The organism is Pseudosulfitobacter pseudonitzschiae (assembly GCF_900129395.1).
GTDB lineage: Bacteria > Pseudomonadota > Alphaproteobacteria > Rhodobacterales > Rhodobacteraceae > Pseudosulfitobacter > Pseudosulfitobacter pseudonitzschiae.
This window is the reverse complement of sequence record NZ_FQVP01000002.1, coordinates 526,419-552,221: the sequence shown is the minus strand read 5'-3', so window position 1 is coordinate 552,221 and position 25,803 is coordinate 526,419. Positions and strand designations below refer to the sequence as shown.

The window sequence follows — 25,803 nt, the reverse complement described above, 5'->3', positions numbered from 1 at the left end:
TCGGGCCAAAAAAAAGCTGTCCCGGGGGAGATTGCGTTATTTGCCCAAGCACCAGCGCATGACGGCCTTTTGCGCGTGCAGACGGTTTTCCGCCTCGTCGAAGATGACCGAGTTCGGGCCGTCCATGACTTCGGACGTGGCCTCGTCATCACGGTGGGCGGGCAGGCAGTGCATGAACAGTGCGTCGGGCTTTGCCTTTGACATCAGCGCCTTGTTCACCTGATACCCGCGCAGCTGGTTGTGGCGGCGTTCGCGGGCGGATTGCGGGTCGTGCATCGACACCCATGTGTCGGTGACCACCAGATCGGCGCCTTGCACGGCTTTGTCCGGATCGCGTTCGGTGGTGTAGAGACCGTTCAGCGCCGCCTCGGGTTGCAGGGTTTCGGGGCCGGTGAAGACCAGTTCAAAGTCGAACTGCTTGGCCGCATGGGCGAAAGAGGCAAAGACGTTGTTGCCGTCACCGGACCACACGACCTTGCGGCCCTTGATCGGGCCGCTGTGCTCTTCGAACGTCATGATGTCGGCCATGATCTGGCAGGGGTGCGTGCGGTTGGTCAGCCCGTTGATGACGGGCACGGTGGCGTGTTCGGCCATTTCCAGCAGCGTCGCCTCTTCGAAGGTGCGGATCATGATCATGTCGACATAGCGCGACAGCACGCGGGCGGTGTCGGCGATGGTTTCACCGTGGCCCAGTTGCATGTCGGCACCGGACAGCACCATCGTCTGCCCGCCCATCTGGCGCACGCCCACGTCAAAGCTGACCCGCGTGCGGGTCGAAGGTTTTTCAAAGATCAGCGCGACCATGTGACCGGCCAGTGGCTGGTCGTCGTCGGGTGTGCCCTTGGGGCGACCAGCGCGCGCGTCCTTGATCGCGCGGCCGGTGTCGATGATGCTGCGCAATTCTGCCGGGTCGGTGGTGTGGATATCAAGAAAGTGTTTCATACGTCATTTTTCTGAATAGGCGCAGGCCGGGAACATGACCCCCGAACCTGCGGATTTCGAGCCGAAAGCGCCTGTCAGGACAGGCTGGCGGCTGCGGCATCGAGACGAGTGACCGCCTCGGCGATTTCGTCGTCGGTGAGGTTCAGCGGGGGCAAAAGGCGGATCACATTGTCGGCGGCGGGCACTGTGATCACGTAGTTCTTATAGCCTGCGGCAACGATGTCGGTGTTGGGTGCCTTGCATTTCAGCCCCAGCATCATGCCCGAGCCGCGCACCGCTTCGAACACGTCCGGGTGGCTGGCAATCAGCCCTTCCAACTTTTGACGCAGCAGGCCTGCCTTGCGGTTGACCTCGGCCAGAAAGGCGGGGTCGGACACGATGTCCATCACCGCACAGCCCACGGCGCAGCCCAGCGGGTTGCCGCCATAGGTGGACCCATGTGTGCCTGCGGTCATGCCCGAGGCCGCGTCTTCGGTGGCCAGAACAGCTCCCAGTGGGAAGCCGCCGCCGATGCCCTTGGCCACCATCATGATGTCGGGGGTGATGCCAGCCCATTCGTGGGCGAACAGCTTGCCGGTGCGGCCCACGCCACATTGCACTTCGTCCAGGATCAGCAGGATGCCGTGTTCGTCGCACAGATCGCGCAGCCCCTTGAGGCATTGATCGGGCAGCGGGCGAATGCCGCCCTCGCCTTGCACCGGTTCGATCAGGATCGCCGCAGTCTGGTCGGTGATGGCCGCCGTCAGCGCATCGTGGTCGCCCCAGTCAAGGTGGACGAAACCGCCCAGGATCGGGCCGAACCCTTTGACCATCTTCTCGGACCCTGCGGCGGCGATGCCTGCGGCGGACCGTCCGTGGAACGACCCTGCGAAAGTGATAATCTCGACGCGGTCCTTGTCACCCTTGTCGTACCAGTACTTGCGCGCCATCTTGACGGCCAGTTCGCAGGCCTCGGTGCCCGAGTTGGTGAAGAACACGGTATCGGCAAAGGTGGCATCGACCAGCTTGTCGGCCAGCGCCTGCTGCTGCGGGATCTGGTAGAGGTTCGAGGTGTGCCACAGCGATTGCGCCTGATCGGTCAGCGCCTTGACCAGTGCCGGGTTGGCGTGGCCCAGCACGTTCACGGCAATGCCCGCCCCAAGGTCAAGATATCGCGACCCGTCCGCCTCGATCAGCCAGGCGCCTTCGCCTTTGACAAAGCTCATGGGAGCGCGGGAATAGGTCGGCAGAACGGAGGGGATCATGGTGATCGTCCTTTGATACGGGCGGTGCGAAGCACTTTGGTGCATGACGCGGGCCGCAGGGTCAACAGATTTGAAGGATTGGGGTGCCCTAAGGCGATAGACAGGCGGGACAGGTCCCGCAACAAGGCGTGACGTTACGCAGTGCGTCGTCGGATCGAAATGATATGTGCCGTTGCTGTCATGTGGCGGTCTTTAGCGCAGGTGAAATCCGAAAGAAAGAGATTTCGTGCGCCGCACAACTGCCCCTTGCACAGCCGCCACAGCTTGCGCATAGATTCGGCATGTATTCCCCGCGCGCTCAAAATCCCGTCCTGGCTGCCCTGCTGATCTGCACGGCCTGCGCGTTTATCGCGGCAACCATGCTGATTGCAAAGTCGTTGGGATCGGACCAGTTCGGCCCGGCCTTGCATCCTTTGCAGATCAGCAACGGGCGCTTTGTGTTCGCCTTGCTTTGCCTGTCCCTTGCGGCATCGGTGGTGCGGCCAAACGTGACGCGCCCGCATATGCGCTGGCACTTGGCGCGCACCTCGGCCGGCTGGGCGGGCGTGACGCTGATGTTCGCATCGGTTGCCTATATCCCTCTGGCCGATGCCACCGCGATCACATTTCTCAATCCGGTCTTTGGCATGGTACTGGCGATTCCGCTGCTGGGCGAACATGTCGGGCGGGTTCGGTGGACAGCGGCAGCCATTGCGCTGGTGGGCGCGATGGTGCTGCTGCGTCCGACACCGGAAAGTTTCCAGCCAGCGGCCCTGCTCGCACTGGGAGCCGCGGCCATCATGGGGCTGGAGCTGATTTTCATCAAACGCCTGTCGGGGCGCGAGGGGGCATTCCAAATCCTGCTGATCAACAATGCCCTTGGTGTGGTGATCTCGACGCTGGCGGTGATCGCGTTCTGGCAGCCGCCCACGATGGCCCAATGGGGCCTGATGGGGGCGCTTGGAATGCTGATGGCCTGTGCACAGACCTGTTTCGTCAACGCGATGGCCCGCGCCGATGCCAGCTTTGTCGCGCCGTTCAGCTATCTGACACTGCTCTTTGCCGCGCTTTACGACGTGGTTTTTTACGACGTGATCCCCGACGGGGTGACAATTGTGGGTGCCTGTATCATCGTTGCCGGCGCTTTGCTGCTGGGCCTGCGCGAGGCATGGTTGCGGCGCAGCGGCAGTCCTGTCACAGTGTCGGGCACCGCAACGACGCCCCTGCCTGCGCCCGATACCGACTAAGTGGGGTTCTTGCCTTGTAACTCACTGCTGAGTGATTAGAATAGGGCGCTGAGATTGAATTTGGAGCGGCCATCAAAGATGCGCCGCTTTTTAGCTAGGAAAAGCCTGCATGTCCTGGACAGACGAACGTGTTGAACTTCTGAAAAAGATGTGGGGCGAGGGCCAGTCGGCCAGCCAGATCGCCAAGGAGCTGGGCGGGGTGACCCGCAATGCCGTGATCGGCAAGGTCCACCGCCTGGGCCTGTCGAACCGCGCAGGCACCGGAACGACCGCCGCCGCCGCCGCCAAACCCGAACCCAAGGCCAAGCCCGCCGCCCCCAAGGTCGAGGCCAAGCCCAAGGCGGAAGCCAAACCCAAGGCCGAGGCCAAGCCCAAGCCGCAAGAAGAACCCGAGCCCGAGACACGCGTCGCCGTGATGCCTCCTCGCGCCAAGATCATTCCGGCAGGCCAACCCTTGCCCCCGCAGCCTTCGGCCAACGAGATCAGCCCCGAAGCTTTGGCCAAGGTCAGCGAGATCGAGAAAAAAGCCAAGCGTCTGAGCCTGATGGAACTGACCGAGCGCACATGCAAATGGCCGGTGGGTGATCCCGCGACGGATGACTTCTGGTTCTGCGGCCTGCCCGTGCAGGCAGGCAAACCCTATTGCGAGGCGCATGTTGGCGTCGCGTTCCAGCCGATGTCCTCACGCCGCGACCGTCGCCGCTGAAACACGCCAGAGTTGCGAGATACAAAACGGTCCGACCCTGTCGGGCCGTTTTGCGTTTGTGATGCCGTTGGCTCTGGTCTTCGGGGCGCGTTCCGGCTAGGGCCGCGCCACTGCAGAAGTCCAAACAGGGGAAGTTTTCATGTCCGAACGTCCAGCCATTCGTCATGTGGTGTTCTTCAGCGCGAAAGATCCGGCTGATGTCGCGCGTATCATCGAAGGGTTGTCGCTGTTGGCAGATATCCCGCACAGCGACGTGTTTGAAGTGCGCCGCAACATCCGCGATGATGCGCTATCGGGCGAAGCCGATGTGGTCGTCTACGCCGAATTTGCGAGCGCCGAGGCACTGACGGCTTACAAGGCCCATCCGCTGTATCAGGAATCGATCAACCGCGTGCGCCCCCTGCGCGACCTGAGAATCGCGGCAGATTTCTAAGTTGAATCGCTGAGCGATGCCGCATCAGGTCATTTTTGACGGTGGGCCGTGTCCCGGCGGCACGGCCTTTGTCGATCCGATCCGTGTCATTCGCGCCGACACGCCCGACGCCGTGCCCGCCGCCCTTGCCGCGATGGAAGCCTCCAAGGCACAGGGCTGTTGGCTGGCGGGCTATGCAAGTTACGAGTTGGGCTATGTGTTTTCGCACAAGCTGCGCGACCTCATGCCCCCGGATCGCACCACGCCGCTGCTTGAATTCGGCGTCTTTGATACGCCAGCCCCGGCGCAGGTTGCGCGGCCTGAAGGCGATGCCTTTCTGAGCGACCCGCAGCCGGTTTGGGATCTAGCGACCTATTCAGATGCCTTTGATCGGATCAAAACCTATATCGCGGCGGGAGATATCTATCAGGCCAACCTGACCTTTCCCGTCACTGCGCGTTTTGCGGGCACGCCGCTGGAGCTTTATGCCACGCTGCGCAACAGGCAGCCCGTGCCGCATGGAGCCTTTGTCGATCTGGGCGGGCCGGTGCTGTTGTCACGCTCGCCCGAGCTGTTCTTTGCAATCGACCGCACAGGCGGGATCGAGGTGAAGCCGATGAAAGGCACCGTTGCGCGCGGGCAGACGCCGGATGAGGACGCGGCGCAGGTCGAATGGCTGCGCGGGTCGGTGAAAAACCAGGCAGAAAACCTGATGATCGTGGACCTGATGCGCAATGATATCAGCCGACTGTCCAAGGTTGGCAGCGTGCGGGTGCCCGAACTTTTCAATGTTGAAACCTATGTGACACTGCACCAGATGACATCGCGCATCATCGCGCAATTGTTGCCGGATGTTGGCCTGTGGGACATCTTTGCGGCGCTGTTCCCCTGCGGATCGATCACCGGTGCACCAAAAATCCGGGCGATGCAAATCCTGCGCGCGCTGGAGGCGCAGCCGCGCGGCGCTTATTGCGGGGCAATCGGGTGGATCGCGCCGCAGGGTGACATGCAGTTCAACGTGGCGATACGTACCGTGCTGTGTCACCCAGACGGCACCGCCCAACTGAATGTCGGGGGCGGGGTCGTGCATGACAGCACTGCCAATGATGAATATACCGAGGCCCTGCTGAAATCACGCTTTGCGTTTTAGCGCAGAGCGGACTGGGCGTTTCAACTCTTGGCTAGCTTGTCGATGATCGGGCAGTCGGGCCTGTCGTCGCCGGCGCAGCAATTGACCAGATGGGCCAGCGTATCGCGCATCTGGTGCAGTTCAGACAGCTTGCGGTCGATCTCTTCCAGATGGTCCGTTGCCAGCTTGCGCACATCGCCGCTGGCGCGGCTGCGGTCCTCCCACAAGGCCAGAAGGGTGCGGCAGTCTTCGATGGAGAACCCCAGCGACCGGGCGCGCGACAAAAAGGCCAGCTTGTGCGCGTCCTGATCGGAAAATGCGCGGTAGCCGTTGGCGCTGCGGGCGGGGCGGATCAGGCCAATGTCCTCGTAATAGCGGATCGTTTTGGCGGGCAAGCCCGAGGCGGTGGCGACTTGGGAAATGTTCATGAGGCGGTTCCTTGATGACGCGGTGACGTTGCCCGAGAGATGGGTTCCCAAGACTGGAAGGTCAAGCCCGCCTCTCTGACACAAATCTGGCGGGATGGTGAATTGCGCCCCTTGCCTGCCCAATGCACTGTTGCGCCAACAAACGATGAGGGTGTGATGACCAAGACGATCAGAGCCGCCGATGCAGTGGCGCGCAGGCTGTACGACGCCGGGTGCCGGATGGCCTTTGGAATGCCGGGGGGCGAGATTCTGACCATGGTGGACGCGCTTGAGGCGGCGGGGATCACCTTTGTGCTGTGCAAACACGAGAACGCGGCGGCGTTTATGGCCGAGGGCGCTTGGCACCGCACCGGCGCGCCGGGGCTGCTGGTGGCCACGGTCGGTCCCGGCGTGCTGAACGGGGTCAATGCGGTGGCCAATGCCCTGCAGGACCGCGTGCCGCTGATCGTGCTGGCCGGTGCGGTCGATGCGGACGAGGCGCAGACCTATACCCACCAGGTGCTGGACCAGCGCGCGGTCTTTGCCCCGATCACCAAGGCCACCTTTCTCATGGATGCCGGTGCCGCCCACGTGATCGCGGACAAGGCCGTTGGCATCGCCACCGAGGGCCAACCCGGTCCGGTGTTCATCGACATCCCCATTCGTGTGGCCGAGGCGCAGGTGCCCGCCAGGGCGCCGACGCCCCGCGCAACGGCGGCTGAGGTGGTGCCGGATACTGCCGTCCTGGATCAAATCGCGGGCTGGCTGTCACAGGCGGCGCGGCCCATCATCATCGCCGGTGTCGATGCGCTGAACGAAAACGCCGATGTGGCCGGACTTGCGCGGCGGTTTGGCGTGCCGGTGATCTCCACCTACAAGGCCAAGGGGATGCTGCCCGAGGATGATCCACTGTCCCTTGGCGGTGCGGGCCTGTCGCCGCTGGCGGACAAGACCTTGTTGCCGCTGGTCCAAAACGCCGATCTGGTGCTGTGTCTAGGTTATGATCCCATCGAGATGCGCACCGGCTGGCGCGATGTCTGGGACAGTACGGCCCAGCATGTGGTCGAGGTGTCAGCGGCGCCGAACCACCACTACATGCATCAATCCACGGTCAACATTGTCGGATCGGTGCGCGCCACGGTGGCCGCCCTGATGCTGGCCGCGACACCGCGCGCAACATGGGCGGGCGGCGAGGTGGCCGCAGCACAGGCCGCATTGGCCACAGCCTTTCCCACGGATGAGGATTGGGGCCCCGCCGCCATCGTCGCCACGTGCCGCACCGCCCTGCCCCGCGACGCGCTGGCCACCGCAGACAGCGGCGCGCATCGCATCCTGCTCAGCCAGATGTGGCAGTGCTATGCGCCGCGCGGTCTGATGCAATCCTCGGCGCTGTGTACCATGGGCTGTGCTGTGCCGCTGGCGATGGGCGTGGCGCTGGCGTCGCCGGACCGCACGGTGGTCAGCTTTAGCGGGGATGCCGGTTTCCTGATGGTCGCGGGGGAACTGGCGACGGCCAGGGAACTGGGTCTGCGCTGTATTTTCGTTGTATTTGTCGACGCGTCGTTGGCGCTGATCGAATTGAAACAAAGACAAAGACAGCTTGGCAACCACGGGGTCGATTTCGGCACCCATGATTTTGCCGCGATTGGCCGCGCCTTTGGCGGGGTGGGCGTGGATGTGCGCAGCCGTGCGGAATTGCAATCCGCGCTGCAGGACGCCCAAAGCGCCGACACCTTTACCGTGATCGCCGCCCATATCGAGAAAGGAGCCTACGATGGCCGCATCTAAGGGCGCGCTTGACGGGCTGTTTGTTCTCGACCTCAGCCGCATTCTGGCCGGTCCCACGGCAACACAGATGCTGGGTGATCTGGGGGCCACGGTCATCAAGGTCGAGAACCCGAAAACCGGTGGGGATGACACGCGCGGATGGGGGCCGAACTATGCCCGCGATGCGGATGGCGCCCCCACGGACCTGTCCGCCTATTTCATGGCCGCCAACCGCAACAAATTGTCCGTCGCTGTCGATCTGACGACGGAAGCAGGCCAGGACACCCTGCGCCAACTGGCCGCGCGCGCCGATGTGGTGGTCGAGAACTATAAACCCGACGGGCTGGTCAAATACGGGCTGGATCACGCCACCCTGCTGCAGCGGCACCCCGGACTGGTCTATTGTTCAATCAGCGGCTTTGGCCAGACCGGTCCGAACCGCGCCCAGCCGGGCTACGACCTGATGGCGCAGGGCTATGGCGGGATCATGTCGCTGACCGGCGCGCCCGACGGGGCGCCGATGAAGGTGGGCGTGGGCATCGCCGATGTAATGTGCGGCATGTATGCGACAATCGGGATCTTGGCCGCCCTGCGCCACCGCGACCGCACAGGGCAAGGCCAGCACATTGACCTGAGCCTTGTGGATGCGCAAATGGCGTGGCTGGTGAACGAGGGCACCAACTATCTGACCAGCGGTCAGGTGCCGGAGCGGCGCGGCAATGCGCACCCCAACATCGTGCCTTATGACGCCTTTGAATGCAGCGACGGCCATGTGCTGCTGGCCGTGGGCAATGATGCGCAGTTTGCTCGGTTCTGCGATGCGGTGGGGCTGGCTGGTCTCAGCGATGACCCGCGCTTTGACACCAACCAGCACCGGATCGAGAACCGCGCGGCGTTGATGGAACGGCTGTCGCCCACGATGAAGGCGCTGCAACGCGCCGAGGTGATGCAACGCCTGCATGCGGTCAAAGTCCCCGTGGGACCGATCCACAACGTGGCCGAAGCATTGGGATCGGATCAGGCACAGGCGCGCGGGGCGGTGGTCGAGGTGCCCTGCGATGGCGTGGCCCAGGGGCAGGTGCGCCTGTTGGGCAATCCGCTGAAGCTGTCGGCGACGCCTGTGACCTATCGCCATGCACCGCCATCCTTCGGTCAGGACACCGACGCCGTGTTACAAATGCTGCGCCAGCCCCCTGCCAAGACAGACTGACAGATCTGTTTTGCACGGAAATATTGCAAAATCCCCGCCCGTCCTCACGAAAAAGGGTGCGCCCTGTCACACCTGCGTGTGAGCCCCCCGCAGCGCCGCAAATCATGGGTAAGTTACAGGCATCGCACGGGTCCCACCGTGCCCTGAACAAAGGTGCCCGTAATGCGCAACGATATATGTGACAGCCCCGTTTCCCTGACAGACCCGCTTCTGACAGACCACTGGAACGGGGTTATCACCGGTTTTCTCGCGCATGGCATCCAGACGCCTGTGCATCTGGGCAAGGTGTTGGAAGGTGCGCCCGACTTTGCCATGGGCCATGCTGCACGCGGGTTGTTTTCGCTGATGATGGGGCGCGCCGAACTGATAGCGGTCGCGCGTGATGCCCATGCCGCTGCGCTGGCGGCCCTGACCCGGGTGGGGGGTGCCCCGCGCGAGCGGTTGTGGGTGCAGGCCCTGGGCGAATGGCTGCAAGGGCGGCCATCGGGGGCGGTGGCGGCGATGGAGGCTGCCCTGCGGTTGCAACCACGCGACACGATCTCGGCCAAGGTCGGCCACGCCATCCGTTTCATGCTGGGCGATGCAAGTGGTATGCGTGCCTCGGTCGAGGCGGTGCTGGACGCGCACCGCATTCACCCGCTGCGCGGCTACCTGCTGGGCTGTCACGCCTTTGCGCTGGAGGAAACCGGCGATTATGCCGCCGCTGCACGCACCGGATTGCGCGGTCTGGATCATGCGCCAGACGACGCCTGGGGGCTTCATGCGGTGGCGCATGTGTACGACATGACCGCGCGGCCCGATGCGGGAATTGCCCTGATCGAAGGCCACACTGGCGCTTGGGATCACTGCAACAACTTTCGCTATCATGTCTGGTGGCACAAGGCGCTTTTGCACATGGACCGGGGCGAGATGGATGTGGCGCTGGCCCTCTACGATGGCCAGATTCGTGCAGACAAGACAGATGATTACCGGGATATCGCCAATGCCACATCGCTGTTGATGCGACTGGAACTGGAAGGTGTGGATGTGCACGACCGCTGGGATGAGCTGGCGGCTTTCTCGGATGCGCGGGTCGAGGACGGCTGTCTGGTTTTCGCCGACCTGCACTATATGCTGGCCTTGTCCGGCGCGCAAAAGGGCGAGGCCGCCGAAGCGATGTGCGCCCGCTTTGCCCGTGACGCGATCCGTCATGGTGAAATGCCTAAAAGGGTTGCCGATCCGGGCCTTGCCGCGATTGCGGGTCTGACCGCCTTTGCCGAAGGACGCTGGGATCAGGCGTTTCAGAACCTGGCGGCGGCGCGGGTGTCATTGCAGTCGATCGGTGGCAGCCATGCCCAGAGAGATGTGTTTGAACGCATGACGATAGATGCCGGATTGCGCGCCGGACGCGTTGAGCGTACAGCCCAGATTCTGGCGCAGCGGACGGCGCAACGGGGCGGTTACGAAGACCGTTTCGCCCAAACCCGTGGGGCGTCGATTTCGCGCGCACGGCGTATTGCCGCCCAATGAGAAAAGTCAATGAAGACAACCGACACGATGCAGATTAAGAGGCGCGGATGAGCCATTCCGAAACCGCATCCGCTGCCATGCCCACGACCCTTCAACGCCCCCCTGCCCCCACCCAGGACGATACCGCCCCGATACGCGCCAAACCGGCAGCGCGGGTGCGTGATCTGCGGCTGGATTTTTACCGTGGCCTTGCGATGTTCATCATCCTTGTCGCCCACACACCCGGCAATTTTCTGGCAGGCTGGATTCCCGGGCGCCTGGGGTTTTCCGACGCGACCGAGATCTTCGTGTTCTGTTCGGGCATGGCCAGCGCCATCGCCTTTGGCGGCGCGTTTGACCGTGTAGGCTGGCGGTTGGGCAGCGCGCGCGTGCTGTTTCGTGTCTGGCAGGTCTATTGGGCGCACGTCGGTTTGTTCTGCGCCACCGTCGCGTTGACCGTCTGGATGACCGATCTTCAGATCACAGGTGTCAACTATTGGGGACAACTCAACCTGTGGCCGGTCTTTGAAGAGAGCGAAAAATGGGCAAACCCCAATATTTTTCTCAGCTTTATGACTTTGCGCTATGTGCCCAATTACTTTGATGTTTTGCCTATGTATATGGTCGTTCTGCTGTTCATGCCGATCATAATGCTGCTTGTGCGAGTGAACCTTTTCGCAGTTGCAGCGTTCGTGCTTTGCGTGTGGTTGATGGCACAGGAGACTTGGATGAATTCGGTGGGACTTGGAGCGTGGCATTTGGCCCTGCCTGCCGAGCCGTGGAGTGACCGTATCTGGTTTTTCAACCCGTTTGGATGGCAGTTGATTTTCTTCACCGGCTTCGCCTTCATGCGCGGCTGGCTGCCCAAGCCGCCCGTTTCGATGACGCTGGTGATACTTGCAGCGCTTGTTGTTCTGGGCAGTGTGCTGCTGTCGGATGTGGCGGTGCGCGAGTTTGGCATGCCGTGGATCAAGGATTGGCGCGCCGAATACGCGCCTTGGTTCGACAAGACCGCTTTTGCGCCGCTGCGCTATCTGCACTTCCTGTCGCTGGCCTATCTTGGATGGGTCGTCGCGGGGGACAAGGGCGGGCGGCTTCTGGCACGCGGCACAAGTGTGCTGGCGCGGGCCTGGGGCCTGCTCGTGACCATCGTGCTGAAGGTTGGCCAGCAGTCGCTGGCGGTTTTCGTGGTCAGCATGTTCACCGCGCGGCTGATGGGCTTTGGCATCGACCTGACCGACCGCAGCGCGCTGCCCGTTGTTTTGATTAATCTTGCCGGGGGCATGGCGCTGGTCGCCACCGCCTACGGCGCTGGCTGGTTCAAGAGCCAGCCTTGGAAGAAGGCGATTGCATGATGTTGCGACGCGAAGTTTTAGCCTCGATCGCGGCCTTTGCCGCAGCAACCCCCACCCTTGGTTGGGCGGATGAGCCCGGCTTGCAGGTCGGTGCGCCTGCGCGGTTCGATCCGCGCAGCCTGATCCAGCGTGCCCGCGCGCTGGCGGCCGAAGCCTATACCCCCCGCCCCAAGATCCCCAAAAGCTGGCGCGACCTGTCTTATGACCAGTATCGCAAGATCTGGTTCGATTCGCGCAACGCCCTGTGGGAAGGCACCGACGCCCCCCAGCGGGTCGACGTGTTCCCGCCTGGCCTGTATTTCCCGCAGGCCGTGGCCATGTTCGAGGTCGAGGACGGCATTGCACGTCCCCTGCTGTTCGACATGGATGTTTTCGACAAGACGGACAAGTTTCCCGATGTCGAACTGGACGATACGCTGGGCTACAGCGGCCTGCGTCTGCGCGCCGAGTTGCACAAACCGGATATTTTCGAGGAATACGCGGTGTTCCAGGGCGCCAGCTATTTCCGCGGCCTGGGTGCCGGCGAAACCTATGGCCTGTCGGCACGCGGCCTTGCGGTCAACACCGGCGAACCTGAAGGCGAGGAGTTCCCCGATTTCATCGGCCTGTGGCTGGAACGTCCGGCCCACGGCGAGGCCACCATCGTGCTGCATGCGCTGCTGGACAGCCCGTCGGTGACCGGTGCCTATACCTTCCACATCACCCCGGGCGAGGTGTTGCGGATGCACGTGGCCGCGCACCTGTTCGCGCGGACCGAGCTGAAACACATCGGCATCGCGCCACTGACGTCGATGTTCCTGTTCGACGATACCGAACGCCAGCGGTTCGACGACTTCCGCCCCGCGGTCCATGACAGCGACGGGCTGCTGATCCACAACGGTGGTGGCGAAAGCATATGGCGTCCCCTGGCCAATCCGACCACCTTGCAGATCAGCGCTTTCGTGGACACGAACCCCAAGGGGTTCGGCCTGATGCAGCGCAAGCGCAAGCTGGAGGATTTCAACGACCTTGAGGCGCATTACCACAACCGGCCCAGCCTGTGGGTCACCCCTGGCGAAGGCTGGGGCAAAGGGTCCGTGGCGCTGGTCGAAATCCCTGCCGATCTGGAAATCTACGACAACATCGTGGCCTATTGGCGTCCTGCCGACGTGATCCCCGCAGGGGCCGAGGTCCAGATGACCTACCAGTTGGACTGGGGCGCCGATACGGCACCCGAGACCGACAGCGCGCCGATGCGTGTTCTGAACACCGCTTCCGGAGGACGTCCGGAGGGTGGGCGCGTCTTTGCGATCGACTTTGGCCCCGGCCCGAACCTGCCCGACGATCTGGAAAAGATCACCAAGGTCGTGACGACCAGTGCGGGCACCGTGACCGAGGGCCATCTGCAACGCAATCCCGCCACGGGTGGCGTGCGCCTTGCCTTCACCTTTATGCCCGAGGAGGCCAAGCTGGCTGAATTCCGGGTGCAACTTTTGCTGGGCGACACCGCCCTGACCGAGCTTTGGCTCTACCGTTGGACTTCCAAATGACACAGACCGATCTGTCACACATGCCATCGCGTGCGCCATTGGCCATGCCCGAACAGGATCTGAGCCGCGCCCCCGGCAGGCGTCCTTGCGCGCATGGTGGCGCGGGTTGGCGGCTGGGTGTCTTTGCGCCGGCGCTGATCATCACCGGCCTGCTGCTGTGGGGCCTGCACGGTGTGCTGGCGCAGGCGGGCATGAGCTTTGTGGAATGGGCGCTGCTGGCCATGATCGGCCTGACCTTTGTCTGGGTCGCGCTGGCGGTCAGCACCGTGGGCGTGGCGCTGGTTGGCCGGTTCGAGGCACGTGTTCCCGCGCGGTACGGCGCGCCGATGGACGTGGCCTTGCTGGTGCCGGTCTATAACGAGGTCACCTGGGACGTGTTTGGCAACGCCGCCGCCATGCTGAACGATGTGGCCGCGCGCGACCCGATGCACAGCTATTCGCTGTTCATCCTCAGCGACACGCAAAACCCCGAGATCGCCCAACGCGAATTGCAGGCCTTTGAGACATTGCGCCGGAGCGTGCCCGAAGGCATGTCGGTCTATTATCGCCGCCGCGCGCAGAACGTGGACAAGAAGGTGGGCAACCTGTCCGACTGGATCACCGGCTGGGGGGCGGCCTATGACGCGATGCTGGTGCTGGACGCTGACAGCCTGATGACAGGCCGCGCCATCGTACGCCTGTCCGACGAAATGGCCGCCGACCCGCAGGCCGGTCTGATCCAAAGCTTTCCACAACTGATCGGGGCGGAAACGGTTTTTGCCCGCATCCAGCAGTTTTCCAACATGGCCTATGGCTGGTTGCTGGCCGAAGGGCTGGCCCGCTGGGCGCGTGCCGAAGGCAACTATTGGGGCCACAACGCGATCATCCGCGTCGAGGCTTTTGCCAGCGCCGCAGGCCTGCCGCACATCCGCGGCGGGCGCGATCTGATCCTGAGCCACGACTTTGTCGAGGCGTCGCTGCTGCGCCGTGCAGGCTGGACCGTGAAATTCCTGCCGCGTGTCGCGGGCAGTTTCGAGGAAACCCCCGGCACGCTGGTCGATTATGTCCTGCGCGACCGCCGCTGGTGCCGTGGCAACCTGCAACATCTGCGCCTGCTGGGCACCAAGGGGCTGCATCCGGTCAGCCGCTTTCACCTGTTCCAGGGCGCGATGGCCTATCTGATGAGCCCTGCGTGGTTCGTGCTGCTGGTGTTCTGGACCCTGCTGGGCAAGGACGCGGAAACCAACGTGATCCGCTATTTCAACGAGGCAAACCCGCTGTTCCCCTCGTGGCCACCCGAGATGAGCCACATCGACAGTGCCGCCTTTCTGGTGATCATGTACGCGATGCTGCTGACGCCCAAGGTGACCTCGGCGCTGGTCATTGCCCTGCGCCCCGGTGCGGTGCGGATGTTCGGCGGCAAGCGCGCCTTTGGCACCGCGTTCCTGACCGAGGTGGCGCTGTCGGTCGCCTATGCCCCGATCCTGATGATCCAGCAAACCAAAGCGGTGCTGCGCGCGTTGTTCACGCGACGTGAAGCCTGGGCCCCCCAGAACCGTGAAGGCACCCGCCAGCCGCTGTCTGTCCTGATCAAATTCCACTGGGTCGAAACCACGCTGGGCGTGCTGTTGTCGGTGGGGCTGATCGCGGGGTTGATCTCGTGGTGGCTGGTGCCGATTGTGGCCAGCCTGCTGCTGGCGGTGCCGCTGTCGGCGCTCAGCTCGCTGAACCTTGCACGTCACGCCCCTGCGGGTCTGCGCATGGACAGCCCCCTGACGCTGCATGAACCGGCCATCGTGGGTCACGCACGGGTGCTGCGTGCGGCACTGCGGGCCGACCTGGAAGGTGGCAGCAAGCTGGCGGCCGAGTAAGGCGCAACAGGGGGCGCTGTATCGGACTGCGCCCCGCTGTGCCCTTACAGCCCTTCGCGCCAGTCCAGCGCCATGTCGATCCAACCGTCCGGCACCCGGTGCCCGCCGGGAAACAGCGCAAATTCCAACGCGGAGCCGGGTGTGCAACGGTCCCATGCGCGGCGCATAAAGGGGCCATCGGCAACAAAGCGGTCGGGGGCCAGCTGCACGCAGCCGTTGACCTGCCTCCAGAGCTGCATCGCATAAAAAACATCGCCCTGCACGAAAGCCTGCGGATCGTTCACGTCGCGCCCGCCGATCACACGCCCTTCCAGCGGCACGGTGGTGTCGGTCCAGCCGTGGGTGTGCAACAGCTTGACCGGACCGGCGCAGGTTTCGGGATGCGGTCGCCAAAAGGCACCGCCGACAGGCATATAGGCGGCAAAAGCCTGCGGCGCGGCACAGGCAAGGTAATGGGTCATCGAGCCGCCGATGGAGAAGCCTGCAAGCACCATACTGTCCGCATCAAGGCCAAAGCGCGCAGCCGCGTCGTCGCGCACGGCGGTCAGAAAGGCCGTCTCGTCGCGGACCTCGGGGCGGTTGGGATGAAAAGACCAGCTGCGGCCCTCGCGGCCCTCCATCGGATCACCATCCGGCCCGATCACCGCATAGCCCCGCGCAAGCGCCGTGCCCGCCCAGCCGTTCCGCCCAAGACTGCCCAAGCCGTTTCCGCCATATCCGTGCAGGAACATGATCGCGCCCTTGGGTGGGCCGTCGGGCAGGATGACATGATAAGTCCCGCTTTCGATCTCACAGGGGCCGGGCGCGTCGCCACAGTCGGCAGCCGCCGTCTGTGCAGTCGCTAGCAGGACAAGGGTGGCGCAGAGACGGTGCATGGCTTTCATGGGATGATGCTGCCTGAACGGATGCTTCGCGCCAAGGGGGGTCCCTCACAGCTGCGTGACAGGTAGCCCGCGCTTGATCCAGCCCGGCCCGGCGCCAGACCCGAGCATCCCTTCAGGCACATCCAGAACCGTGCGGAACCCGGCCTGTAGCATCTTGCGCACCATGAACCGCGACCGCACACCCCGCGCGCAGATCAGCGCGACGGGCCTGTCGGGGGTGCCTTGCACAAGGGTGCCGAGCGCGGCGGCAAAGTCGTCACGCCGCATGTCCAGCGGATGCGCGCCCTGCCCCACGCCGGTCAGGGCCCATTCGTCGGGGCGGCGGATGTCAACCAGCAGCAATTGGCCCGCCGTCGCCCGCGCATGGGCCTGCGGCGGCGTCAGGGTGGTGGCGTCGTTGCGCGCTGTGATGTTGTACCACCCTGCACCATAGATTGCGCTGCCGGTCAGGACGGCAGCGGTGCCAAGGCCTGCCAGGCGGCGACGGGTTATGCGGGAACCGGGCTGTGTCATCGCGTCTTTCGGGTCTGCAGAATGGGGCTCTGCCCCCGGCGCTGTGCGCCTCCCCCGGAGTTTATCAGGCAAGATGAAGGTGTAACCCTAGTTCGGGGCGGTGGATTTGAATTTGGGAATGCGGCTGCGCGAGGCTGGTTTCGAGTCCAAAGACACCCAGTTGGCAGTGCTTGAGGACAGGTTGCCGGGAATGTCGTTTTCCCAAAAGCCCACCACGTCTTGGGTGATGTTCAGATAAAGCTTGCCGTCCACGATCCGCCACAGATTCGGGTTGGCCGGAACCTTGCCGCCCTGCGCCACGCCATAGGCGCAGTGTCCGTCGTATTGCGGCGCAAAGGCCGCAGGGTTTTCCAGAAAGCGGCTGCGGTTGGCCTGTGAGGCAAAGGCGAAGGTCGCACCGTTGTATTCGGCGGTAATGTCGGCACGGCCCGGAACGGCGGCGGGTTGTTCAGTGCCGACGGGGCTTTGATCCAGATCGAAATAGGCCACCACGTCATAGCCCGAGACGGCAAAGCCGGTCCGGTCGACGTATTGCGGACCGGCAATGGCCGAGGTTGCCAGGGCGGTGATCAGGGCAATTGTGACAAGGCTGAAACGGGTCATATGCACGTCCTTTGCGCGGCGAATGTACAAAGAAAGCCACAGAACGCGGCGCAAAGCATCCCGCCTGACGGGGTTGTGACACCGTGGCGGGGTTTTCGTGAACAAAAACAGGAATTGTTGCAATCCGACGCAGTGGTCCGCGCCGGAATGTCCGCGATTATTTCAGGATCGGCGGTTTGTCGGGGTCCGAACCGGGTGCAGGGCGGGTGCGTTCGGACAGGTCCTCGGGCTGCGGCAGGTCGAACCGCAGGCCGGTGCGGGCCAGACGTTCGGCCATGGGATCGTCCGCGCGGAAGAACGCCACATCCATCGCCCCCGCTTCGATCCCCGAAAAGGTGAGCGCTTCGGAGGCGACCTGGGCCAGCGCGCTTTCCGCATGGGGCACCGCGCCGACAAAGCCCAGCATGTGACCCGTTCCGCCCCCCGCATAGGTTACCCCCACCAGACAGGCATAACGGGCAAGGCCGGTGGCGGTGGCCAGCTTTTCGTCGATCGCCGCGATCAGGCTGTCAGGCAGGCCCCTGGGGGCGGTCAGACTTTCGATCTTTGCCTCGACATCCTGCGGCGCATTGCCCAGCGTATTGTCCAGCCATGCCATCGCATCGGGCGGCAAGAGGATCGCGGAGGGCGCCACTTCGAGGTTCAGGCCAAGGCCAAGGGTGTTGGCTGCCAGCAGCCCTGCCGTCACGCGGCCCGAGAGGGCCGCATAGGGCGCTGCGGGGCCTGCGAAACCGGCCAGACGTTCCTCGCGGTCAAAGGCGAGCACGTATTGCGTGCCTTCGGCCTCGAACAGATGCGGGGTGATCCTGTCGCCGTCGGCCACGCCCTCTAGCAGGACGTAAAGCTCGCTGGCGGCAAGGCGTTCGTAGAACCGCAGGCGGGCGGTGTCGTCATCCGGCGCTGCGGTCATGGCCGCGTGGGCGGCGTCGATGGGTGTATGTTCTGTCATGTCAGCGCCTTTTGGACCGCTTCACGTAGCGCTGGCAAGAGGTCGGTTTCAAACCACGGATTTTTGCGCAGCCAGCCGGTGTTGCGCCACGACGGATGCGGCAGGGGAAAGACGGCGGGCGCATGGGAGCGCCAGTCGGCCACCGTGTCCGTGACGGACGTGCGGGTGCCAAGGTGCCATTTCTGCGCATAGCCGCCGATCAGCAGGGTCAGGGGCACAGGGCCGATATGCGCCATTGCCCCCGCCCGCCACGTCTTGTGACAGACCGGCGGCGGCGGCAGGTCGGCCCCCTGCGCGTTGTAACCCGGGAAACAGAAGGCCATGGGCAGCACGGCGATCCGGGTCATGTCGTAAAACGTGGCACGGTCGATCCCCATCCAGTCGCGCAACCGGTCGCCCGAAGGGTCGTCGAACGGCTTGCCCGACGCATGGACCCGCGCGCCCGGTGCCTGTCCCGCCACAAGGATACGCGCGCCCGCATCGAACCAGACCACCGGACGGGGGTGGTGACCGGTGGCGGTGGCGGCGAACCGCCCCGAACAGATGGTGCAAGCCGCGATGTCGTCAGTGATGGCCATGAGGATTGGTATAGGCGCTGTGCGCCTGCGGGCAAGCCGCCCGCACCCTCATTTCGAGATATATCGAAATAAAGCTTGGCGGCGCGAAAACATTTCTATAATTCTAGAAATATGAAAATAGATTCGCATATCCCCGCCCTCACCGATGACCTGGACCTGACGCTTGCCGCCAGCAGCTTTGCCGCGCTGGGGTCCGAACAACGCCTGAGCGTGCTGCGCACGCTGGTGCGGGCCGGGCCCGAGGGGCTGAGTATCGGCACCTTGGGCGAGCGCACGGGCGTGACCGGCAGCACGCTGACCCATCACGTCAAGGTATTGGCGCAGGCCGGTCTGGTGACCCAGGCGCGTCAGGGCCGGTCGATCATCTGCGCCGCCGTTGCCTATGACACCGTGCGGCATCTGTCGGAATTTCTGCTGAATGAATGTTGCGCGGATTGTGCAACCCTGACCAAGGACCACGACCATGGCTGATCTGACCCAAAACACTGCTGCCCTACATCCGGCGCGCCGCTGGTTGCAAAAATTCCGCGGCGCATGGGGGGCCACCCTGCTGCTGCTGGCTCTGGTGGCGCTTGTGGATTGGCCGCAATTCGGGCCGACGGTGATCTTTGCGGCCCAAGCCCTGCTGGGCACAGCTCCGTTTATCCTGTTTGCGGTGCTTGCAGTGGCCTATCTGAAGGCCAGCGGAGCCGAAACCCTGTTGGCCAAGGCCTTTGAGGGCAACACCGCGCGGATGATCGTGATGGCGGCGCTGCTGGGCGGGCTGTCACCGTTTTGCAGCTGTCAGGTGATCCCGTTCATCGCGGCCCTGCTGGCCGTTGGTGCGCCGCTGGGCGCGGTCATGGCCTTTTGGCTGGCCTCCCCCCTGATGGACCCAGCCATGTTTGCCATCACGTCAGGCACGCTGGGCTTTGAATTTGCACTGGCTAAGACGTTGGCGGCGGTCGGCCTGGGGCTGTTGGGGGGCTTTGGCACCTGGGCGCTGGCACGCTCGCCGATCTTTGCCGAACCGCTGCGCGAACGGCCTGCGGTGGGTGGCTGCTGTGGCGTGAAAAAGCCGTTCTCGGGTGCACCGGTCTGGAAATTCTGGACCCAAGACGCGCGGCGCGACACGTTCCGCGAGGCGGCGCTGGACAACGGGCTGTTCTTGCTGAAATGGCTGACGCTGGCCTATGTGATCGAGGCGCTGATGCTGCACTATGTGCCTGCAGAGTGGATTGCGGGGCTGCTGGGTGGCACCGGCCTGGGCCCGATCCTGCTGGGGGCGCTGGTCGGTGCACCGGCCTATCTGAACGGCTACGCCGCCGTGCCCCTGGTCGATGCGCTGCTGGCGCAGGGCATGACGCAGGGGGCCGCGATGTCCTTCGTGATTGCGGGCGGGGTCAGTTGCATTCCCGCGGCCATTGCGGTCTGGGCGCTGGTCAAGCCACGGGTCTTTGCGGCCTATCTGGGCTTTGCCATCACGGGCGCGATGCTGGCCGGGGTGATCTGGCAGGCCGTGGCCTAATTCCATTCCGCCGATGTGCGCATCTGGCGCATACCGCAGGCCAAAACCAATTGGGTAGGTTGATGCATGATCAGCCTACCCGACAGCAACATCCGCATTCTTGAGCCGGTCTCTGAGCTAAGCTTTTTCGACACGCAAAGCATTGAAGTGGCGCGCGAAATCAGCCCGCTTGAGGCGTGGAACATCATCATGTCGCAGCCACAGCCGCTGTTGCGGCTTGCCTTTCAGGTGCGCGATACGGTGTCCTCATGCTTCGGCGTCAGGAAGATCGGCGGCTTTAGCGGACGGCAGACCCAGCAGGTGGTTTCAGGCGACACGCTGGATTTTCTCCTTGTGGAACTGGATTTTCTCCTTGTGGAAAATGTCGATACACAAACCCTGGTGCTGCCAGAACGCGACCGCCATCTTGATGTGATGACCTGCATTTCGACCGGGGAACACAGCGTGGCCGTGACCTCGTCGGTGCGGGTGCACAACCTGTTCGGAACGCTTTACATGATCCCTGTGGGCATCGCCCACAAATGGATCGTACGCGGTATGTTGAAACACTTGCGGCAGACCCTTGCGGCCTGAATCCAAAACCCCACCACGCAGGGGGGATGGAACCCACCACCTGATCAACGCCCTCGCATTGCTCACAAATTTACAATCGGTTAAGGCATTGAGATAAGTCAGGTGGTGGAGGTCTCATGTACCGCGTCTGGAGTTTTCTGACCAACTATTCCCTGTTGTTGATAGTCGGCGCGCTCATCGCGCTGGTTTGGGCAAACATCGACGCGGACAGCTATCACCACTTTATCCACCTCGCACTGTGGGATCACGCGCCCATCGGTCACCTGCACCCCGCAGCGGACGACCACGAAGCCTATCGCACCCTGACCCTGCACTATCTTGTGAACGATCTGCTGATGGCGCTGTTCTTTGCCATCGCGGCCAAGGAAGTGTGGGAAGCGGTGATCCTGCGAAACGGATCGCTGCGCGGGAAAAAGGCGGCAACGCCCTTGATTGCTACGCTGGGCGGAATGCTGGGACCGGTGACGGTGTACCTGGGTCTGGCAATGATCATCGGATCATCCACCTTTGACGCGGTGGCCAACGGCTGGGCCATTCCCACCGCCACCGACATCGCCTTCAGCTACCTGGTCGGGCGCATCGTCTTTGGCGCGGGTCACCCTGCGGTGCGCTTCCTGTTGCTGTTGGCCATTGCCGACGACGCGGCAGGGCTGATCATTCTGGCGGTGTTCTATCCCAGCGGCCATCTGGCTCCTGAATGGCTGCTGCTGTCGCTGGTGGCTGCGGTTGGGGTGTTCTTGCTGTTCAACTGGCTGCCCCGCAGGATAGATCGCGGCAATCAGAACCGCCCGGTGTCGACGTGGGTGCGCACAAAGCTGACCTTTATCCCCTATCTGCTGGCAGGCTGCGCCAGCTGGTACGGGTTTATGGCCGCAGGCCTGCACCCGGCGCTTGGTCTGCTGCCCATCGTGCCGACCATCCCACATGCCGACCGCGCCTTCGGGCTGTTCTCCGAGGCCGAGCAGTATCTGACCGACCTGCTCAACCAGATGGAACATGCGTTGAAACATCCCGTCGAGATCATCCTGTTCTTCTTTGGCCTGCTGAATGCGGGCGTCGCGTTCAGTTCGATCGGCGAGGCCACGTGGCTGGTGCTGTTCGGTCTGCTCCTGGGCAAGCCAGCGGGGATCTTCCTGTTCGGTTGGATTGCCGCGCGGCCGCTGGGGCTGGGCATTCCCGAAGGCATGCGCATCATTGACCTTCTGGTGGTCGGCTGTGTGGCAGCCATCGGCTTTACCGTGTCGCTGTTCATTGCCGCCGTGGCATTTGACGCAGGCCCTGTGCAGGACGCTGCCAAGATGGGTGCGCTGTTCAGCTTTGCCGCCGCGGTCATCAGCATCATGGCAGGCAAACTGCTGCGGGTTCAGAAACAACAGATGTAAGTTCACTTCCTTCGCGGCTTCGCCAGGCTTCTCTGGTCGGGTTGCACGCGAAGGGACAATCCACTCTTGAAGTATACTTTTGTTATGCTTCACGACATAATGTGGCCAAAATCTGTGGTTAAATCGTCCTCAACCCTCTGCTAATGAGGGATGGGCGTGACCAAATAAGGGGACGTTCTCCAGCCGGAGCCACGTGACCGGAGCAGGCGATGCTAGAGTTTGAAAATGTCAGCAAGTCCTTCTGGACGGGCAGTCATCGCAAGGTGATCCTGGACCGCGTGTCGTTTCGCGTCGATCTGGGCAACTCGCTGGGCATTCTTGCGCCGAACGGCACGGGCAAGACAACGCTGATCAACATGATGGCTGGGCTGGAAAAACCCGACGAAGGGGAAATCCGGCGCGGCTGCAACATCTCGTTTCCGCTGGGTTTCATGGGCGGTGTCGTGCCAAAGGTGTCGGCCATGGAAAACGCACGCTACATCGCGCGGCTGTACGGCCTGGACCCGGATTATGTCGAAAGCTTCTGCCGCTGGCTGTGCAACCTGGGCGAATATTTCGACCAGCCGCTGGGCACATATTCATCCGGTATGCGCGGACGGTTTTCATTTGCACTGATGCTGGCACTGGACTTTGATATCTATCTGATCGACGAAGGTATGCCGGGGTCCACCGATGTCGAGTTCAACCGGAAGGCAGGCCAGATACTGGAAGAACGGCTGCGCACCACGACGATCATTATCGTGTCCCACCAGGCACAGACGCTAGAGAAATTCGCCCGTTCCGCCGCCGTGCTGCTGGATGGACAATTGCATATGTTCGATACGCTGGAAGAGGCGAAAAGGCTTTATGACTACCAAACCAAAGGCTAGAAAGTTCCGCATCAAGCGGACAACGCCGCAGTTGAGTGGCACATCCGAAAGCGCCACGCCGGCGGCCTCTGCGCCGCTGCGCCCTGTTGGTGACCCTTCGGCTGCTGCCACCCCGCGACCGACGGTTGCTGCGTCTTCCCCAACGCCCCGCCCCTCTGCCCCGTCAGAGCGCCCGGCCCCGGCACAACAGTCGGCCCCGCCACAACAGCCGCGTCCGCAACAACCACAAGAGCCGCAGGCCGCTGCGCGCCCGGAACAGCCGCAGCCCGAACAGCCGCAGCTGCGGCAGGGAGAAGTGTCTTCGGCCCATGAGGTTGCAGGCGAAAACGACATGGACGCGATCCGCCACGAAGGCCTGACAGGCCGGCAGCTGCGCATGGCGCGGCGCGTGGCGCAAAAGCACGGGCTTGCGCCCACATCCGATTTTGATGCCGTGCGCCTGCTGCGCGCCGAAGGCATCGACCCCTTCCAGCGGTCGAACATGCTGGATCTTGTGGTGCCCAGCGATGGCGGCCGCCAACCGGGCGAGCCGGACGGCTTTGAAAACCTGCCCGCACGCACCGACCAGAATCGCCACCAGTTGCCGCAAACCGTGCCTGCGGGGCGCATGAACCTGCCCTCGACCGAGCTGAGCCCGGCAGAGAAGCGCGTAAAGGAAATCTCGCAGATCCAGCGTGACATCGGCAAACGCCGCCGCAAGAAGCTGGGTCTTCTGCTGGTGCGGCTGGCGTTCTTTGTCGCTCTGCCAACATTTTTGGCCGGTTGGTATTTCTACCAGATCGCCACCCCGATGTACGCGACCAAGGCCGACTTTCTGATCATTCAGAACGAAGGCAGCGGCGGTGCCGGTCCCTTGGGTGGGCTGTTGCCAACCCAGTTTGCCACCAACTCGGACGCCATCGCGACGCAGGGCTACCTGCAGTCCAAGGATGCGATGCTGCGGCTGGATGACGACCTGGGCTTCAAGGCTCATTTCACGCAGGACTGGATCGACCCGATCCAGCGTCTGAACACCGACCCGACCAATGAAGAAGCCTATAAGGTCTACAAGAAAAACGTGAAAATCGGCTATGACCCGACCGAGGGCATGATCCGCCTGGAAGTGGTCGCCGCCGAGCCGGAAGTGTCGGCGGAATTCGCGCGACGGCTGATCAGCTATGCCGAACAGCGGGTCAACAACCTGAGCCAGCAAAAACGCGAAGACCAGATGAAAGACGCCCGCGAGGGATTCGAGAAAGCCGAAGCCGAACGGCGCGCAGCCCAAGAGGCGCTGGTCAAGCTGCAGGTGGAAAGCAGCACGCTTGACCCGCAGGCGGTGATCGCGGCCTTGCGCACGCAGATCACCAACTATGAAACCCTCTTGCTGGAAAAAGAGCTGGAACTGGCCGCCCTCGAAGACAACGCCCGCCCCAACCAAGCCCGGCTGGACGGCGTCAAGGGCGACATCCGTCGTCTGCAGGACCAGTTGGCCAAATTGAACCAACGGATGAACGAAGCCTCCGAGGGTGAAAACTCGCTGGCACAGATGGCGGTCAACCTGCAACTGGCGCAGGCTGACCTTGCCAGCCGCGACATGATGCTGCAATCGGCGCTGCAACAGATGGAACAAAGCCGCGTCGAAGCCTCGCGGCAGGTGCGCTATCTGACCGTGGCCGTCCAACCGGTGGCAAGCCAGGAACCGACCTATCCACGCAAGTTCGAGAACACGGTCTTGGCATTCCTGATTTTCGCGGGCATCTACCTGATGATCTCTCTCACCGCATCCATCCTTCGCGAACAGGTAACCTCATGACCCATGTAAAAGTCGCCGACCTGACCATCGGCAACGATCTTCCGCTGACCCTGATCGCCGGACCCTGTCAGCTGGAAAGCGTCGACCACGCGCAGATGATTGCGGGCAAGATGAAAGAGGCCTGTGACGCCGTCGGTGCGCAGTATGTGTTCAAGGCGTCCTACGACAAGGCCAACCGCACGTCGCTGTCCGGCGTGCGTGGCATGGGCATCGACGCCGGGCTGAAGGCACTGCAATCAGTGGGCAAGGCCATCGGCGTGCCGGTGCTGACCGATGTGCATTCCGAAAGCCAGTGCGCCATTGCGGCCGAAGTCGCCGACATCCTGCAAATCCCGGCCTTCCTGTGTCGCCAGACCGACATGCTGCTGGCCGCAGGCAACACAGGTGCGGCGATCAACGTCAAAAAGGGTCAATTCCTGGCCCCGTGGGAAATGCCCAATATCGTGACCAAGATCGAAAGCACCGGCAACAGACGCATTCTGCTGACAGAGCGGGGCACCACGTTCGGCTATAACGCCCTTGTGGCCGACATGCGCAGCCTGCCGCAGATGGCACAGACGGGTTACCCTGTGGTGATGGACGCCACGCACTCGGTTCAACAACCGGGCGGACAAGGCGGATCAAGCGGCGGCCAGCGCGAATTTGCGCCGGTCATGGCCCGCGCCGCCGTGGCTCTGGGCGTCGGTGCGGTGTTCATCGAAACCCACGACGACCCCGACAACGCGCCCAGCGATGGGCCGAACATGATCTATCTGCAAGATATGCCAAAGCTGATCGAGGTGCTGATGCAACTTGACGCCGTGGCCAAGGCCAACCCGGTCATCCTGTAAGCCCCCTGCTTCTGGCTGGGGTGTGCGCGGCTGAAAGAATCCGCTGAAAAGGTGTTTC

25 protein-coding genes are annotated in these 25,803 nt (G+C 63.1%); 17 read left to right on the top strand and 8 right to left on the bottom strand.

Translation table 11 applies throughout. The annotated features are described in order from the left end of the window. Positions 1 to 36 precede the first annotated feature (36 nt). Together argF and BUC08_RS06985 are read right to left on the bottom strand one after the other, a co-directional pair. A complete protein-coding gene (argF, locus tag BUC08_RS06990; RefSeq protein ID WP_028954790.1) occupies positions 37 to 942 on the bottom strand; it encodes an ornithine carbamoyltransferase in 906 nt (301 codons plus the stop codon). A 74-nt stretch (positions 943 to 1,016) separates the two neighbouring features. Beyond that, positions 1,017 to 2,186: an aspartate aminotransferase family protein gene (locus BUC08_RS06985; protein ID WP_037925230.1), complete on the bottom strand. Its 1,170-nt coding sequence runs from the start codon at positions 2,184 to 2,186 to the stop codon at positions 1,017 to 1,019. A gap of 281 nt (positions 2,187 to 2,467) precedes the next feature. Between BUC08_RS06985 and BUC08_RS06980 the strand changes: the two genes are divergently transcribed. From BUC08_RS06980 to BUC08_RS06965, 4 genes are all read left to right on the top strand, one after another. Next, the gene (locus BUC08_RS06980) at positions 2,468 to 3,412 is read left to right on the top strand and encodes a DMT family transporter (RefSeq protein WP_037925228.1); all 945 of its coding nucleotides are present in this window, start codon (positions 2,468 to 2,470) and stop codon (positions 3,410 to 3,412) included. A 109-nt stretch (positions 3,413 to 3,521) separates the two neighbouring features. Further along, complete coding sequence (locus BUC08_RS06975; RefSeq protein ID WP_037925225.1) at positions 3,522 to 4,118, top strand: GcrA family cell cycle regulator; 597 nt, start codon at positions 3,522 to 3,524, stop codon at positions 4,116 to 4,118. Positions 4,119 to 4,257: 139 nt separating this feature from the next. After that, on the top strand, positions 4,258 to 4,551 hold the full coding sequence (locus BUC08_RS06970; RefSeq protein ID WP_037925223.1) for a Dabb family protein: 294 nt from the start codon (positions 4,258 to 4,260) through the stop codon (positions 4,549 to 4,551). Positions 4,552 to 4,567: 16 nt separating this feature from the next. Beyond that, positions 4,568 to 5,680, top strand: a complete 1,113-nt coding sequence (locus BUC08_RS06965; RefSeq protein ID WP_037925220.1) for an aminodeoxychorismate synthase component I — start codon at positions 4,568 to 4,570, stop codon at positions 5,678 to 5,680. Positions 5,681 to 5,700: 20 nt separating this feature from the next. On the opposite strand, the gene cueR is transcribed toward BUC08_RS06965, so the two are convergent. Then, positions 5,701 to 6,087, bottom strand: a complete 387-nt coding sequence (gene cueR / locus BUC08_RS06960; protein ID WP_037925219.1) for a Cu(I)-responsive transcriptional regulator — start codon at positions 6,085 to 6,087, stop codon at positions 5,701 to 5,703. Between the two features lie 156 nt (positions 6,088 to 6,243). Between cueR and BUC08_RS06955 the strand changes: the two genes are divergently transcribed. From BUC08_RS06955 to mdoH, 6 genes are all read left to right on the top strand, one after another. Continuing rightward, on the top strand, positions 6,244 to 7,854 hold the full coding sequence (locus BUC08_RS06955) for a thiamine pyrophosphate-binding protein (RefSeq protein ID WP_037925613.1): 1,611 nt from the start codon (positions 6,244 to 6,246) through the stop codon (positions 7,852 to 7,854). Beyond that, positions 7,841 to 9,043: a CaiB/BaiF CoA transferase family protein gene (locus BUC08_RS06950; protein WP_037925216.1), complete on the top strand. Its 1,203-nt coding sequence runs from the start codon at positions 7,841 to 7,843 to the stop codon at positions 9,041 to 9,043. Before BUC08_RS06955 ends, BUC08_RS06950 begins: the two co-directional genes overlap by 14 nt. Positions 9,044 to 9,205: 162 nt before the next feature. Further along, on the top strand, positions 9,206 to 10,552 hold the full coding sequence (locus BUC08_RS06945; protein WP_037925214.1) for a tetratricopeptide repeat protein: 1,347 nt from the start codon (positions 9,206 to 9,208) through the stop codon (positions 10,550 to 10,552). A gap of 47 nt (positions 10,553 to 10,599) precedes the next feature. Continuing rightward, the gene (locus BUC08_RS06940) at positions 10,600 to 11,886 is read left to right on the top strand and encodes an OpgC family protein (protein ID WP_224769727.1); all 1,287 of its coding nucleotides are present in this window, start codon (positions 10,600 to 10,602) and stop codon (positions 11,884 to 11,886) included. Further along, positions 11,886 to 13,415 (top strand): OpgD/OpgG family glucan biosynthesis protein, encoded by a 1,530-nt coding sequence (locus BUC08_RS06935; RefSeq protein ID WP_037925609.1) that lies wholly within the window; start codon positions 11,886 to 11,888, stop codon positions 13,413 to 13,415. The genes BUC08_RS06940 and BUC08_RS06935 overlap by 1 nt, the downstream gene beginning before the upstream one ends. Further along, positions 13,412 to 15,265, top strand: coding sequence for a glucans biosynthesis glucosyltransferase MdoH (gene mdoH / locus BUC08_RS06930; RefSeq protein ID WP_037925212.1), 1,854 nt, complete (start codon positions 13,412 to 13,414; stop codon positions 15,263 to 15,265). Before BUC08_RS06935 ends, mdoH begins: the two co-directional genes overlap by 4 nt. 44 nt (positions 15,266 to 15,309) lie before the next feature. On the opposite strand, the gene BUC08_RS06925 is transcribed toward mdoH, so the two are convergent. From BUC08_RS06925 to BUC08_RS06905, 5 genes are all read right to left on the bottom strand, one after another. Further along, positions 15,310 to 16,149: a CE1 family esterase gene (locus tag BUC08_RS06925; protein WP_051694217.1), complete on the bottom strand. Its 840-nt coding sequence runs from the start codon at positions 16,147 to 16,149 to the stop codon at positions 15,310 to 15,312. A gap of 45 nt (positions 16,150 to 16,194) precedes the next feature. Next, positions 16,195 to 16,662, bottom strand: coding sequence for a rhodanese-like domain-containing protein (locus BUC08_RS06920; RefSeq protein ID WP_037925209.1), 468 nt, complete (start codon positions 16,660 to 16,662; stop codon positions 16,195 to 16,197). A gap of 87 nt (positions 16,663 to 16,749) precedes the next feature. Further along, the gene (locus tag BUC08_RS06915) at positions 16,750 to 17,265 is read right to left on the bottom strand and encodes a YHS domain-containing (seleno)protein (RefSeq protein ID WP_037925207.1); all 516 of its coding nucleotides are present in this window, start codon (positions 17,263 to 17,265) and stop codon (positions 16,750 to 16,752) included. 157 nt (positions 17,266 to 17,422) lie between these two features. Continuing rightward, entirely contained in the window at positions 17,423 to 18,214 is a 792-nt protein-coding gene (locus tag BUC08_RS06910; RefSeq protein ID WP_037925205.1) for an SseB family protein, read from the bottom strand. Beyond that, positions 18,211 to 18,792 (bottom strand): uracil-DNA glycosylase family protein, encoded by a 582-nt coding sequence (locus BUC08_RS06905; protein WP_037925202.1) that lies wholly within the window; start codon positions 18,790 to 18,792, stop codon positions 18,211 to 18,213. The genes BUC08_RS06910 and BUC08_RS06905 overlap by 4 nt, the downstream gene beginning before the upstream one ends. 111 nt (positions 18,793 to 18,903) lie before the next feature. Between BUC08_RS06905 and BUC08_RS06900 the strand changes: the two genes are divergently transcribed. From BUC08_RS06900 to kdsA, 7 genes are all read left to right on the top strand, one after another. Next, the gene (locus tag BUC08_RS06900) at positions 18,904 to 19,263 is read left to right on the top strand and encodes an ArsR/SmtB family transcription factor (protein WP_037925201.1); all 360 of its coding nucleotides are present in this window, start codon (positions 18,904 to 18,906) and stop codon (positions 19,261 to 19,263) included. Continuing rightward, on the top strand, positions 19,256 to 20,299 hold the full coding sequence (locus BUC08_RS06895) for a permease (RefSeq protein WP_037925199.1): 1,044 nt from the start codon (positions 19,256 to 19,258) through the stop codon (positions 20,297 to 20,299). The genes BUC08_RS06900 and BUC08_RS06895 overlap by 8 nt, the downstream gene beginning before the upstream one ends. 66 nt (positions 20,300 to 20,365) lie before the next feature. Further along, positions 20,366 to 20,872 carry a DUF2867 domain-containing protein gene (locus BUC08_RS06890; protein WP_037925197.1) on the top strand — a complete coding sequence of 169 codons (507 nt, stop codon included), beginning with the start codon at positions 20,366 to 20,368 and terminating at the stop codon, positions 20,870 to 20,872. A gap of 116 nt (positions 20,873 to 20,988) precedes the next feature. Then, a complete protein-coding gene (locus tag BUC08_RS06885) occupies positions 20,989 to 22,254 on the top strand; it encodes a Na+/H+ antiporter NhaA (RefSeq protein ID WP_037925194.1) in 1,266 nt (421 codons plus the stop codon). A gap of 209 nt (positions 22,255 to 22,463) precedes the next feature. Next, positions 22,464 to 23,123, top strand: a complete 660-nt coding sequence (locus tag BUC08_RS06880; RefSeq protein ID WP_028954810.1) for an ABC transporter ATP-binding protein — start codon at positions 22,464 to 22,466, stop codon at positions 23,121 to 23,123. Further along, on the top strand, positions 23,101 to 24,915 hold the full coding sequence (locus BUC08_RS06875) for a KpsE/RkpR family capsule polysaccharide export protein (RefSeq protein ID WP_037925192.1): 1,815 nt from the start codon (positions 23,101 to 23,103) through the stop codon (positions 24,913 to 24,915). Before BUC08_RS06880 ends, BUC08_RS06875 begins: the two co-directional genes overlap by 23 nt. Then, positions 24,912 to 25,745: a 3-deoxy-8-phosphooctulonate synthase gene (gene kdsA, locus BUC08_RS06870; protein ID WP_037925189.1), complete on the top strand. Its 834-nt coding sequence runs from the start codon at positions 24,912 to 24,914 to the stop codon at positions 25,743 to 25,745. The genes BUC08_RS06875 and kdsA overlap by 4 nt, the downstream gene beginning before the upstream one ends. Positions 25,746 to 25,803: the final 58 nt, after the last annotated feature.

Bases quoted from the DNA above. Each gene is read 5' to 3' on its own strand.
- BUC08_RS06945 (WP_037925214.1), top strand. From the start codon at position 9,206: ATGCGCAACGATATATGTGACAGCCCCGTTTCCCTGACAGACCCGCTT.
- BUC08_RS06940 (WP_224769727.1), top strand. From the start codon at position 10,600: ATGAGCCATTCCGAAACCGCATCCGCTGCCATGCCCACGACCCTTCAA.
- BUC08_RS06880 (WP_028954810.1), top strand. From the start codon at position 22,464: ATGCTAGAGTTTGAAAATGTCAGCAAGTCCTTCTGGACGGGCAGTCAT.
- BUC08_RS06905 (WP_037925202.1), bottom strand. From the start codon at position 18,792: ATGGCCATCACTGACGACATCGCGGCTTGCACCATCTGTTCGGGGCGG.
- BUC08_RS06985 (WP_037925230.1), bottom strand. From the start codon at position 2,186: ATGATCCCCTCCGTTCTGCCGACCTATTCCCGCGCTCCCATGAGCTTT.
- BUC08_RS06875 (WP_037925192.1), top strand. From the start codon at position 23,101: ATGACTACCAAACCAAAGGCTAGAAAGTTCCGCATCAAGCGGACAACG.
- BUC08_RS06915 (WP_037925207.1), bottom strand. From the start codon at position 17,265: ATGACCCGTTTCAGCCTTGTCACAATTGCCCTGATCACCGCCCTGGCA.
- BUC08_RS06900 (WP_037925201.1), top strand. From the start codon at position 18,904: ATGAAAATAGATTCGCATATCCCCGCCCTCACCGATGACCTGGACCTG.
- BUC08_RS06925 (WP_051694217.1), bottom strand. From the start codon at position 16,149: ATGAAAGCCATGCACCGTCTCTGCGCCACCCTTGTCCTGCTAGCGACT.
- BUC08_RS06980 (WP_037925228.1), top strand. From the start codon at position 2,468: ATGTATTCCCCGCGCGCTCAAAATCCCGTCCTGGCTGCCCTGCTGATC.
- BUC08_RS06965 (WP_037925220.1), top strand. From the start codon at position 4,568: ATGCCGCATCAGGTCATTTTTGACGGTGGGCCGTGTCCCGGCGGCACG.
- BUC08_RS06970 (WP_037925223.1), top strand. From the start codon at position 4,258: ATGTCCGAACGTCCAGCCATTCGTCATGTGGTGTTCTTCAGCGCGAAA.
- BUC08_RS06890 (WP_037925197.1), top strand. From the start codon at position 20,366: ATGATCAGCCTACCCGACAGCAACATCCGCATTCTTGAGCCGGTCTCT.
- cueR (WP_037925219.1), bottom strand. From the start codon at position 6,087: ATGAACATTTCCCAAGTCGCCACCGCCTCGGGCTTGCCCGCCAAAACG.
- BUC08_RS06955 (WP_037925613.1), top strand. From the start codon at position 6,244: ATGACCAAGACGATCAGAGCCGCCGATGCAGTGGCGCGCAGGCTGTAC.
- kdsA (WP_037925189.1), top strand. From the start codon at position 24,912: ATGACCCATGTAAAAGTCGCCGACCTGACCATCGGCAACGATCTTCCG.
- BUC08_RS06910 (WP_037925205.1), bottom strand. From the start codon at position 18,214: ATGACAGAACATACACCCATCGACGCCGCCCACGCGGCCATGACCGCA.
- BUC08_RS06885 (WP_037925194.1), top strand. From the start codon at position 20,989: ATGTACCGCGTCTGGAGTTTTCTGACCAACTATTCCCTGTTGTTGATA.
- BUC08_RS06895 (WP_037925199.1), top strand. From the start codon at position 19,256: ATGGCTGATCTGACCCAAAACACTGCTGCCCTACATCCGGCGCGCCGC.
- BUC08_RS06920 (WP_037925209.1), bottom strand. From the start codon at position 16,662: ATGACACAGCCCGGTTCCCGCATAACCCGTCGCCGCCTGGCAGGCCTT.
- argF (WP_028954790.1), bottom strand. From the start codon at position 942: ATGAAACACTTTCTTGATATCCACACCACCGACCCGGCAGAATTGCGC.
- BUC08_RS06935 (WP_037925609.1), top strand. From the start codon at position 11,886: ATGTTGCGACGCGAAGTTTTAGCCTCGATCGCGGCCTTTGCCGCAGCA.
- BUC08_RS06975 (WP_037925225.1), top strand. From the start codon at position 3,522: ATGTCCTGGACAGACGAACGTGTTGAACTTCTGAAAAAGATGTGGGGC.
- BUC08_RS06950 (WP_037925216.1), top strand. From the start codon at position 7,841: ATGGCCGCATCTAAGGGCGCGCTTGACGGGCTGTTTGTTCTCGACCTC.
- mdoH (WP_037925212.1), top strand. From the start codon at position 13,412: ATGACACAGACCGATCTGTCACACATGCCATCGCGTGCGCCATTGGCC.